Origin of the sequence: Pseudomonas protegens, assembly GCF_003732485.1 — a bacterium.
In the GTDB taxonomy this organism is placed as follows: Bacteria; Pseudomonadota; Gammaproteobacteria; order Pseudomonadales; family Pseudomonadaceae; genus Aquipseudomonas; species Aquipseudomonas protegens_B.
Map to the genome: position 1 here is coordinate 11,270 of NZ_MOAK01000054.1, position 8,731 is coordinate 20,000.

At 62.1% G+C, this 8,731-nt stretch carries 14 protein-coding genes; 9 read left to right on the forward strand and 5 right to left on the reverse strand.

Annotated elements, in window-relative coordinates; translation table 11 throughout:
- Positions 1-377, reverse strand: a 377-nt coding sequence (locus tag BLX41_RS35360) for a LysR family transcriptional regulator (RefSeq protein WP_259744902.1), incomplete at its 3' end; no start/stop codon positions are given.
- A 108-nt stretch (positions 378-485) separates the two neighbouring features.
- Here BLX41_RS35360 and BLX41_RS13950 point away from each other — a divergent pair.
- Genes BLX41_RS13950 through BLX41_RS13960 form a run of 3 tightly spaced genes read left to right on the forward strand, consistent with a single transcriptional unit; the run spans position 486 to position 2,832 of the window.
- A complete protein-coding gene (locus BLX41_RS13950) occupies positions 486-1,148 on the forward strand; it encodes an ankyrin repeat domain-containing protein (RefSeq protein WP_123725358.1) in 663 nt (220 codons plus the stop codon).
- A gap of 30 nt (positions 1,149-1,178) precedes the next feature.
- On the forward strand, positions 1,179-1,640 hold the full coding sequence (locus BLX41_RS13955; RefSeq protein WP_123725359.1) for a nucleoside deaminase: 462 nt from the start codon (positions 1,179-1,181) through the stop codon (positions 1,638-1,640).
- Positions 1,627-2,832 carry a CynX/NimT family MFS transporter gene (locus tag BLX41_RS13960; RefSeq protein ID WP_123725360.1) on the forward strand — a complete coding sequence of 402 codons (1,206 nt, stop codon included), beginning with the start codon at positions 1,627-1,629 and terminating at the stop codon, positions 2,830-2,832. Before BLX41_RS13955 ends, BLX41_RS13960 begins: the two co-directional genes overlap by 14 nt.
- A 62-nt stretch (positions 2,833-2,894) precedes the next feature.
- Here BLX41_RS13960 and BLX41_RS13965 read toward each other — a convergent pair whose 3' ends face one another.
- A complete protein-coding gene (locus tag BLX41_RS13965) occupies positions 2,895-3,155 on the reverse strand; it encodes a hypothetical protein (RefSeq protein ID WP_060836990.1) in 261 nt (86 codons plus the stop codon).
- A gap of 375 nt (positions 3,156-3,530) precedes the next feature.
- Between BLX41_RS13965 and BLX41_RS13970 the strand changes: the two genes are divergently transcribed.
- Entirely contained in the window at positions 3,531-4,007 is a 477-nt protein-coding gene (locus BLX41_RS13970) for a DUF6392 family protein (protein ID WP_123725361.1), read from the forward strand.
- A gap of 93 nt (positions 4,008-4,100) precedes the next feature.
- On the opposite strand, the gene BLX41_RS13975 is transcribed toward BLX41_RS13970, so the two are convergent.
- Together BLX41_RS13975 and BLX41_RS13980 are read right to left on the reverse strand one after the other, a co-directional pair.
- On the reverse strand, positions 4,101-5,297 hold the full coding sequence (locus BLX41_RS13975; protein WP_123725362.1) for a type II toxin-antitoxin system HipA family toxin: 1,197 nt from the start codon (positions 5,295-5,297) through the stop codon (positions 4,101-4,103).
- The gene (locus BLX41_RS13980) at positions 5,297-5,548 is read right to left on the reverse strand and encodes a helix-turn-helix transcriptional regulator (RefSeq protein WP_185073552.1); all 252 of its coding nucleotides are present in this window, start codon (positions 5,546-5,548) and stop codon (positions 5,297-5,299) included. The genes BLX41_RS13975 and BLX41_RS13980 overlap by 1 nt, the downstream gene beginning before the upstream one ends.
- Positions 5,549-5,853: 305 nt before the next feature.
- Between BLX41_RS13980 and BLX41_RS13985 the strand changes: the two genes are divergently transcribed.
- The 5 genes from BLX41_RS13985 to BLX41_RS14005 all read left to right on the forward strand — a co-directional run bounded on the left by BLX41_RS13985 (position 5,854) and on the right by BLX41_RS14005 (position 8,270).
- A complete protein-coding gene (locus tag BLX41_RS13985) occupies positions 5,854-6,432 on the forward strand; it encodes a hypothetical protein (protein ID WP_123725363.1) in 579 nt (192 codons plus the stop codon).
- 9 nt (positions 6,433-6,441) lie between these two features.
- Positions 6,442-6,657, forward strand: coding sequence for a helix-turn-helix domain-containing protein (locus tag BLX41_RS13990; protein WP_016963103.1), 216 nt, complete (start codon positions 6,442-6,444; stop codon positions 6,655-6,657).
- 76 nt (positions 6,658-6,733) lie between these two features.
- Positions 6,734-7,399 carry a hypothetical protein gene (locus BLX41_RS13995; protein WP_123725364.1) on the forward strand — a complete coding sequence of 222 codons (666 nt, stop codon included), beginning with the start codon at positions 6,734-6,736 and terminating at the stop codon, positions 7,397-7,399.
- A 104-nt stretch (positions 7,400-7,503) separates the two neighbouring features.
- Positions 7,504-7,932, forward strand: coding sequence for an SMI1/KNR4 family protein (locus BLX41_RS14000; RefSeq protein WP_259744909.1), 429 nt, complete (start codon positions 7,504-7,506; stop codon positions 7,930-7,932).
- Positions 7,929-8,270, forward strand: coding sequence for a hypothetical protein (locus BLX41_RS14005; RefSeq protein ID WP_185073554.1), 342 nt, complete (start codon positions 7,929-7,931; stop codon positions 8,268-8,270). The genes BLX41_RS14000 and BLX41_RS14005 overlap by 4 nt, the downstream gene beginning before the upstream one ends.
- 57 nt (positions 8,271-8,327) lie before the next feature.
- Here the strand turns inward: BLX41_RS14005 and BLX41_RS33655 are convergent, their stop codons facing one another.
- The gene (locus BLX41_RS33655) at positions 8,328-8,465 is read right to left on the reverse strand and encodes a hypothetical protein (RefSeq protein WP_185073567.1); all 138 of its coding nucleotides are present in this window, start codon (positions 8,463-8,465) and stop codon (positions 8,328-8,330) included.
- Between the last annotated feature and the right edge of the window lie 266 nt (positions 8,466-8,731).

Below are 8,731 nucleotides of genomic sequence, written 5' to 3' on the forward strand. Positions count from 1 at the left end.
CCACTGGTGACCTCCAGGCGCACCGCCGGATAGTCGCGACCAAAGCCCGAGAGCATCGGCATCAGGCGCTCGGCGGCAAAGTCTTCCGGCACCCCCAGGCGCAGCACTTCCTCGCCGCGCTGGTTGATCAAGACATCGCTGGCCTCCTCATGCAGCGCCAGGATGCGCCTGGCATAGGCCAGCAGGCGCTCGCCCTCCACCGTGGCCACCACCCGGCGCTGATCGCGGTCAAGCAACTGGCAGCCCAGGCTCTCCTCCAGGCGCCGCACCTGCTGGCTCACGGTGGACTGGGTCAAGTGCAGGCGCTCGGCCGCACGGGTGAAGTTCTGGCAGTCGGCAACCGCCACGAAACTGCGCAGCAACACGGGATCGAACATTGCTCATCACCATTCTTATCGCCACTGATTGGCATGATTATATTTAATTTCAGAATACCAAGGCCTTTCACCATACTCCCCTTTCACCAGTAGGAACGGGAGGTTCCCATGCAGCTCAAGCGGTCCTTCAAACGCGGCCTGATGGCCATGGGTCTGCTAACGGCGGGGGTGGCCATGGCCAGCGACAACTCGCTGCTGGATGCGGTACGCCAGGGTCGGCTACAGCAGGTGCAGCAATTGATCCAGCAAGGCGCAGCCCTTGATGATCGAGGCCTGGACGGCAGCAGCCCGCTGCTGGTGGCCACCCGGGATAACCGTATCGAGATCGCCCGGGCGCTGATCGAGGCCGGGGCCGATGTCAACCGCAAGAACCTGATCCAGGACAGCCCCTACCTGCTGGCCGGCGCCAGCGGCCACAACGAAATCCTCAAGCTGACCCTGGCCCACGGCGCCGACCTCAAGAGCACCAACCGCTACGGCGGCACCGCCCTGATCCCGGCCTGCGAGCGCGGCCACGTGGAAAGCGTACGCCTGCTGATCGAGGCCGGCGTCGACCTGAACCACGTCAACCACCTGGGCTGGACCTGCCTGATGGAAGCCATAGTGCTGTCCGACGGCGGCCCGCCACACCAGCAAATCGTCGCCCAGCTGATTGCCGCCGGAGCCGACCTGAACCTGCCGGACCGCGCCGGCCTCAGCCCGTTGCAACAGGCCGAACGCCGTGGCCAGAGCGCCATGGCCAAGCTGCTGCGCGATGCCGGCGCGACCTAACCCCAAGCCCTCTTTTTGAAGGAACCCTCCATGCACGACGATCAACACTACCTGCAACGGGCCGTTGAACTGGCCCGGCACAATGTCGAACAGGGCGGCCGTCCGTTCGGCGCGCTGCTGGTGCGCAACGGCCGGGTGCTGGCCGAAGCGGTGAATGAAATCCACCTCAGCCAGGACCCCACCGCCCACGCCGAAATGCTGGCGATCCGCAGCGCCAGCCGGCAACTGGGTCCGCGCCTGGACGACTGCGTGATCTACGCCAGCGGCCAGCCGTGCCCCATGTGCCTGGCCGCCATGTACCTGTGCGGCGTCTCCCGTGCGGTGTTCGCCGCCAGCAATGAACAGGCGCAACCGTTCGGCCTCTCTACCGCAGCCATCTACCAAGAGCTGAGCCAGCCCCTGGAAGCACAGCGCTTGCCGATGCTGCACCTGCCCCAGGCGGCAATGACCGCCCTCTATCAGGATTGGCAGGCGCGCCATGCAGCGAACTGAATCGGCCTTCAAGACTTTCGCCGGCTGGGCGCTGCTGGTGTGCCTGGGCCTGAACCTGCGCCCCATCCTCAGCTCGGTCAGCCCGCTGCTCAACGAGATTCGCGGCGCCACCGGCATGAGCTTCCAGAGCAGCGCCTGGCTCACCAGCCTGCCGGTGATCTGCATGGGCCTGGTGGCCCTGCTGGGGGTACGGATCGAAGCCCGTCTCGGCGAACGCCGCGGCGTGTCCCTGGGTTTGCTGCTGGTGCTGCTGGCCTGCCTGGTGCGGTTGTTCTTCGGCCAGGCAGCGGCCTTGCTTGCCACCGCCCTGCTCGGCGGCGCCGGAGTCGCGCTGATCCAGGCCCTGGTGCCGGCCCTGATCAAGCGCCAGTTCCAGCAGCGCGTGGCCCTGGCCATGGGCGTCTACTCGGCCTCGCTGATGGGCGGTGGCGGCATTGCCGCCCTGCTCAGCCCGCAAGTGGCCAGTCACTTCGCCAACTGGCAAATGGGGTTGGGCATCTGGCTACTGCCGGCCATGGCCGCGCTGCTGCTGTGGCTGTGCCTGCCACTGGGAGCCGGACTCCGCAACGGTACCCTGGCGCCCAGGGCCGGGCTCTGGAACAACCGCCGCGCCTGGCTGCTGGCGCTGTATTTTGGCTTGGTGAACTGCGGCTACATGAGCATGGTGGCGTGGCTGCCGGCCTATTACCTGCAACTGGGCTGGAGCGCCACCCAGAGCGGTTCGCTACTGGCCTTCATGACGATTTTCCAAGTCACCGCCGCCCTGCTGATGCCCGCCCTGGCCCAGCGCAGCAGCGACCGCCGACCGCTGCTGGGCATCAGCCTCGCGGCCCAGGCCGTGGGTTTTCTCGGGCTGGTGCTGTGGCCTTTGCAAAGCCCGTACCTGTGGGTAGCGCTGATCGGCTTCGGCCTCGGAGCGTGCTTTGCCCTGAGCCTGATCCTGACCCTGGATCACCGCCGTGATCCCCGGGAAGCCGGGCAACTGGCGGCCTTTGTCCAGGGCGTGGGCTTTCTGATCAACGCCGTCTCACCGTGGCTCAGCGGCTGGCTGCGGCAAGTCACCGGCAGCTTTGTCAGCGCCTGGTGGGTGTTGATCGTCGGTGTCCTGGCGATGCTGCTCCTGACGCGAATCTTCAGCCCGGCCAGTTATCAGGCCAGGGTCGCTATAGGCACTGTCGCGCCAGCGACCTGACCGCGACCGTCAATCGATGCCGCCTGCGAGCGCTCGCAGGCGGACAGGCTTCAAGGAACGGATCAGCCCTCGATCCGCCACTGCAATGCATCCAGCACATCGCAGCCGTCCTGCAGCAGCAGGTGGGCGGCATTGGCCACATGGCTCAGGTCTTGATCGGCAACACCCTTGATGCTCAGGCAGTTGAGACTGTGCATCAGATCGCGAGTGGCCTTGATCCGCTGCACAGCGCAGCCATAGAGATCGGCTGGAGGGGCGGCAGGGTTGAGGTAGAGCACCGGGGTGGGGGTGAGATTGCTTTGTAGCGGCGTGAACTCAGACATGGGTACATCTCCATTATTGTGTGGAGCTATCACCCGTTGCGGCTAAACAAGAGGGGTGGCAGCTGTACGCGGGTTAGCCGGCCGGGCCAATAATGGAATACCCGGCACACCCGAAGGTGTCCCGCGCACAGCCGCCATAACAAACGCCAAGCGACAAGGCGCGGGGCATTATAGAGGCAGGAAGTGCGTCCATTATTGTGTTTTTTCGACCGGCTAAGATCGGTCACCGATGCGTCGGTGACAGGCCGGACTATAGGCAGGAGGTCCTGGCGGAACAATCGCCGAAGTATTGCCATTCCCTTCCATCGGCCCCGGCGCCACGTAGAATCCCTTCGCGACAATCAGCACGTACTCAATCAAGGACACGAAGCACCCATGGACGCCGCAAAGATCCGCCGCCTGATACAAGGCATGGGCCTCACCTACGAAGAGCTGGTCGCCCAAGGCGAAAGCATCGAGCCCCCGACGGGCAAGCTCTACGATGAATTCGAATGGCTGACCGTAGTTGTCGAGCCCGGCCTGATGCTGGATTTCTGGGAAGACAGCCTGGCCCTGGAAAAGGTACTGATCGAACTCATGCCCCCTGAAGAGGGGCGTTCGTTCTACAGCGGCGAACTGCCCGCCCCGTTCTCACGCAGCATGACCCACGCAGATATTCGCGAACTGCTGGGCACGCCCCTGCGCTCGGGGGAACGCAGGCCATCAGCCGATGGGCAATGCACGCTCAATGCCTGGGAGAGCTACCGCCTGCCGGAGCACCTGCATCCCAGTGCTCGGGTTGGCTTCGTCTATAACGCCGACATGCAGATCAAGGTCCTGTCGTTCGACTTGCTGGAACCCCATCGCGACTGACCCGCCGCCCCATCTTCAGGCCGGCCGCAAGGCCGCCGTCTTGCTCTTGCTCTTGATCTGCTCCCCGTTAACCACGATGGCCGAACACATGCACTAGCCAAACGTTTTCATAAAGGGCTCGGCACATTGCCGGATCGCAGCGACGACATGCGGTGCCCGTTCGCCCCATTCGGCCGATCGGCTCAACACCCGCTCCAGTGCTTCCAACTGCCCGCGAATAACCTCTTGCGGACGAGCCACATCACAGACCTTGGCGAACTCCAGCAACCCCTGCCGCGAAGCAAACAGGGACTTGTTGCCCAGCAGATCCAGAGCCAGCACGTCCTGCGGGATGTAGGCCGTGGTGTTGACGATGTCGTAGGCCGGCGCTAACCGCGCATCGCGCTGGCCAGGATCGGAATACAACAGCCCGAAGTTCTTCAGGTGGGCATCGCCATTCCCCACAATGCAGCTCAGGCTGACCATGGCAAACAACTGCGCCAGTGAACCCGGCACCTGCTCAGGCGGGCAGAACAGGCGAACGGCCTTGGCAATGGCCGAATAGCTCTTGCTGTATTTCTGCTCCGCACCCAGCCCCATCAACGCCGCCATGTCTTCAAACCCCAGGCAACCGAGTTGCTCGTCCCGGTCGAAGCGGCGCATGACGAACAGTTTGGCGTTATCAGAGAGGTAGAACTCGGGCACCGCCATCCCCGCCTCCCTGGCCACCGACATGCACAGGAACTCGTTGATCGCCAATCCCGGAAACTCGTCCCGGCCGCTCTTGATGATCAACTCTGAGGTGTTCGAGGTAAAACGCTGCGACGCGGCGTCATGCCGCTCCGGCACCATCACCTTGGGCTGCACGCCGGATATCCCGGCACGCAGGATGTAGCGGTCCACCAGGTCGGCAAAGATGTCCTCGGTGCCATCCCACGCGAGGATTTCTTGCAGTTTTTCCCCGGGGAACCGCTGTCGTTGCAACAGCCCATCGACTTCCGGCGAACTCACCGCGACCCGCCCGATAGGCGCGCTGCTGCCGGACAGCGCCAGCAGCAACATCGGGTCGACCCTCACCACCTTGGCCAGGCGGTTGCGCAGTTGCTCCAGGACATAGCCTTCGGGCAGGTTCATCTGGAATATCGGATGCAACTCCCGATAGCGGTATTCATCCAGACGCACGGGCATCAGCAGACTGATCGCCGCCTGCACCCGGGCATCATCGTGATAGCGAAACAGATAATCGCCAGAGCCACGGTGGACTCTCCCGCTCTCACCGGCCGGGGTGGCTACCTGCAGCACCGTGGCCATCAGTCGAACACTCCCTGGATCTCGTCCAATGTGGGCATGGCGGCAGGCACAAGGGTGAATTCACAGTCCAGGGCTCCCAGCACTCGCGCATAGACCGCCATGCCCACCGACAAGTCGCCCCGCTCGATGGCGATGACCTTCTGCCGGGTCACACCGGCCAAGGCGGCCAGACTGGCTTGGGTCAGGCCACGATGCAGACGGCGCTGGCGAACCTGCTCGCCAAGGCGCACGGTGATCAGAAAGTAGTCCATGTTCTGTATACACGACAAAATTGATTGAATGTAACGTATACCTAACATGGTAAAAAATCAAAGGGACGCTGTGAGGGCTCACATTCCGTGGCGGCGGGTGAAAGGCTTCGATAGTGGATATGTACTCCCTGACTGTCGCAACCTCAGGTTTCACGGCCGCTACGCGCCCGAGCGGGAGCAAGCTCCCTCGCCACATCATCATTCCAAGCTATAGCCCCAAGGCATTCACAAAGAAATAAATTATTGTAATTCGATAATTACTTATCAATAATTCGCCACCCCCCCAGTTTTGCAAGGAATAACGCATGAACCCCCAAATAAATGGCTCAGCCCAATACCGCTTACGACGGGTCGGCCTGCTGGCCGCGATCCTGGCCTGGGTCATGGGCGTGGTGGAGCTTGGCGGCAACGCCGGACTCTGGATCTACAGCAAGGACCAGGTCCTGAGCGCCCTGCTCAGCGTATTCGCCGACCACTCGCCACGCCTGCTGGAAGCCGACTTCAAACTCTCGTCCGCAAGTTTCACCCTGCTGGTGATTCTCGACTTCCTGCCCCTGCTGCTGTCGAGTTTTGCCCTCTGGCTGACCGGGGTGTTCTTCCTGCGCCTGTCCCGCGGCGAAACCTGGAGCGATCGCAACATCCGCATCCTCTGGCGCGTGGGCATGCTGTGGATCGTCGCCCCGGCCACTTTCCCCATGGTGGAAACCCTGCAAGGCCTGGCCCTGTCCATCGACCTGCCAGCGGGCCAGCGGATTCTGCAGATTTCTGCAGGTTTCTCGTCCTACGCGGCCTACGAGGTGGTCAAAGGAATCTTGCTCTGCTCATTTTCCATTATCATGCGCGACGCCAAAGTCCTCAGTGATGAGCACAGTCACTACATATAGAACAATGAGATGACCATTATCGTTCGGCTTGACGTTGTCATGGCTAAAAACAAGATTCGCTCGAAAGAGTTGGCCGCCATCCTGGGCATTACCGAGGCCAATCTGTCGTTGCTGAAAAATGGCAAGGTCAAGGGGATGAAAATCGAGACCCTGGACAAACTCTGCGCCGCACTCGACTGCCAACCCGGCGACTTGCTGGAATACCAGGCGAGCGAGCCCGCGTAACACCCCCGCGTTTGTTTGATCCGAGTCCCGATCGTTAAAGCCTTATCCATTCATCACGTTGCACGTTGGCTTATTCATGACTCGCTACCTGCTCTGCCCGCTGTTCCTGTTCGTCCTGCTTTTGACCGGCTGCGCCAACAAACTCGAAGTGGCCATCGACGCCACCCCGGCCCAAGACTACTACTTCGACCCAAAGGCTCCGGTGCTGGTGACCGTCAACGGCGCCAAGGAGGCCCAGGGCCTCAAGGCCAGCTACTACCTGCGCGACATGGTCGCCGCCCTTCACGGCATGGGATTTACGCAGGTGTATACCGAATCGTCGCTGCCGAAAAACCACCCGCCGTTTCGCATGAACATTGCCCTGGATGTGGGCAGTAAAAAGACCAGCTATCGCTACACCGCCACCGACTACGGCCAGGTGCCCAGCAGCACCAAAACCACGTGCATACCCGGCAAGCACCAGCAGACCGTGTGCACCAGCACCCCAACGATGTCCTACCGTGCCATCGGTTCCTCGGAACGCACCGGCTACACCACCCTTTCGACCTTCAACATCCAGGCCAAGGACGAGCAGAGCCGGCGCACGGTGTTCCTGCTGCGGGCTTCGTCCTATAACGAGGACTGCCAGGACGCCAAGGTCGAGGATTTCCTGGTGCAGGAGAGCCTGGACAACCTGGACTTGCGCAACCGGGTGCAGCGCAAGTACACGGTCACCCTGCCCGAAGGCCACAGCTGCAACTAAGCGCCTACCACGCACCGGGCGACACGCCTACAATCGCCCCTCGACGCCCGCCCGATCCCCCATCGGGCGGGCGCGGTCCCTCAACGACAAGGCGTATGTCGAGCATGACCCTGGATTGGAATACCTGGGAAATAGAACCCGGATCGGCGGTGGATGAACAACTGATCGCTCAGGTGCAGCAACGCCTCGGCATCGAGTTCCCAGCGCTGTATCTAGAGCTGGTGCAGTACGCCGAGGCGGCCACGCCGGGGATCGGCACTTTCCCCTATGGCAACGGCTACGCGTGCATCAGCGAGTTCTTCGATTTCAGCCTGAACAACCAACCCTGGACCCTGCTCTGGTACGCCAGCCCCGGCCGTGTGCCGGGGCTCGCCGCAGGCTGCCTGCCGATTGCCCGGGATGCCGGAGGCCTGCTGATCTGCCTGGACTTCAACAGCCCGGGCGTAGCGGTGGAAATCTTCGACCCCGCGAGCACCGGCCGCTACCCGGTGGCTGCCGACTTCAAGGCCTTTGTCGAGCTGTGGCAAGCATGAATACGCCACGCAAATGGATAGTCGTGCCCACCAGCAAAGACGCCCAGCAGCGCCTGGATCTGGACCAGTGCCTGCCGGGCGACCTGGAGGAGCTGGCCCTGTCCGCAGAGCAGTGGACGGCCCTGTTCCGCAGCGACCTGCTACCGAGCTTGAACCGCGCCCTGGGCACTCTGATCGACGATTACGAAGACGCTTCGATCCAGGGTCGGGGCGCCCTGATCACGACTCTGTCGATCCTCACCCAGGCCGCGACGGCCGAGGATGAACTTATCCACAAGCTCATCGCCCTGAATCAACTGGCCCTGGAACGGGACACCGGTCTGTTCTTCTACTTCTGATTCCGTCATCCAGGGCTGCCCTCGCCGCAGGTCGACCTCAACAGCACGGCCGCAAGCTCAAATCCCCGCGCTGGCACTGGCCTGTTTCAGCCCCGACTCCGGCACGCTCACCGCCGTTTCCGAGCGCGATGTGTCCTTGGACACCCAGTCGTAGTTCACCGGCAGATGCCCAGCCCCGGGCAGGAGCGGTGGCAAAGCAATGCATTCATGCCCCGAAATGATGGAGCGTCTTGCGTAGCCCTCCCTTCGTTCTGATCTCTCCTGCACCTCCACGATCTCTCTTGAGAGCTAGCATGCCGCCAACCTAAAATATGCATCAATGCATTATTAATGCTTGAATGCATAACTGTTTTTTTATACAGTCATTGTGTCGGACAAAATCGACCGACTCGTGAATATGGGTTGAACAAACAATTTGAGCATGAAGGGCGGAGTGAACGGTTTAATTGTTCAGCATCTGC

What these genes read in the sequence shown, in the direction of transcription:
- BLX41_RS13975 (WP_123725362.1), bottom strand. Translation starts at nt 5,297, where the DNA reads ATGGCCACGGTGCTGCAGGTAGCCACCCCGGCCGGTGAGAGCGGGAGA.
- BLX41_RS13990 (WP_016963103.1), top strand. Translation starts at nt 6,442, where the DNA reads ATGACCATTATCGTTCGGCTTGACGTTGTCATGGCTAAAAACAAGATT.
- BLX41_RS14005 (WP_185073554.1), top strand. Translation starts at nt 7,929, where the DNA reads ATGAATACGCCACGCAAATGGATAGTCGTGCCCACCAGCAAAGACGCC.
- BLX41_RS13950 (WP_123725358.1), top strand. Translation starts at nt 486, where the DNA reads ATGCAGCTCAAGCGGTCCTTCAAACGCGGCCTGATGGCCATGGGTCTG.
- BLX41_RS13965 (WP_060836990.1), bottom strand. Translation starts at nt 3,155, where the DNA reads ATGTCTGAGTTCACGCCGCTACAAAGCAATCTCACCCCCACCCCGGTG.
- BLX41_RS13970 (WP_123725361.1), top strand. Translation starts at nt 3,531, where the DNA reads ATGGACGCCGCAAAGATCCGCCGCCTGATACAAGGCATGGGCCTCACC.
- BLX41_RS13960 (WP_123725360.1), top strand. Translation starts at nt 1,627, where the DNA reads ATGCAGCGAACTGAATCGGCCTTCAAGACTTTCGCCGGCTGGGCGCTG.
- BLX41_RS13985 (WP_123725363.1), top strand. Translation starts at nt 5,854, where the DNA reads ATGAACCCCCAAATAAATGGCTCAGCCCAATACCGCTTACGACGGGTC.
- BLX41_RS13955 (WP_123725359.1), top strand. Translation starts at nt 1,179, where the DNA reads ATGCACGACGATCAACACTACCTGCAACGGGCCGTTGAACTGGCCCGG.
- BLX41_RS13995 (WP_123725364.1), top strand. Translation starts at nt 6,734, where the DNA reads ATGACTCGCTACCTGCTCTGCCCGCTGTTCCTGTTCGTCCTGCTTTTG.
- BLX41_RS13980 (WP_185073552.1), bottom strand. Translation starts at nt 5,548, where the DNA reads ATGGACTACTTTCTGATCACCGTGCGCCTTGGCGAGCAGGTTCGCCAG.
- BLX41_RS14000 (WP_259744909.1), top strand. Translation starts at nt 7,504, where the DNA reads ATGACCCTGGATTGGAATACCTGGGAAATAGAACCCGGATCGGCGGTG.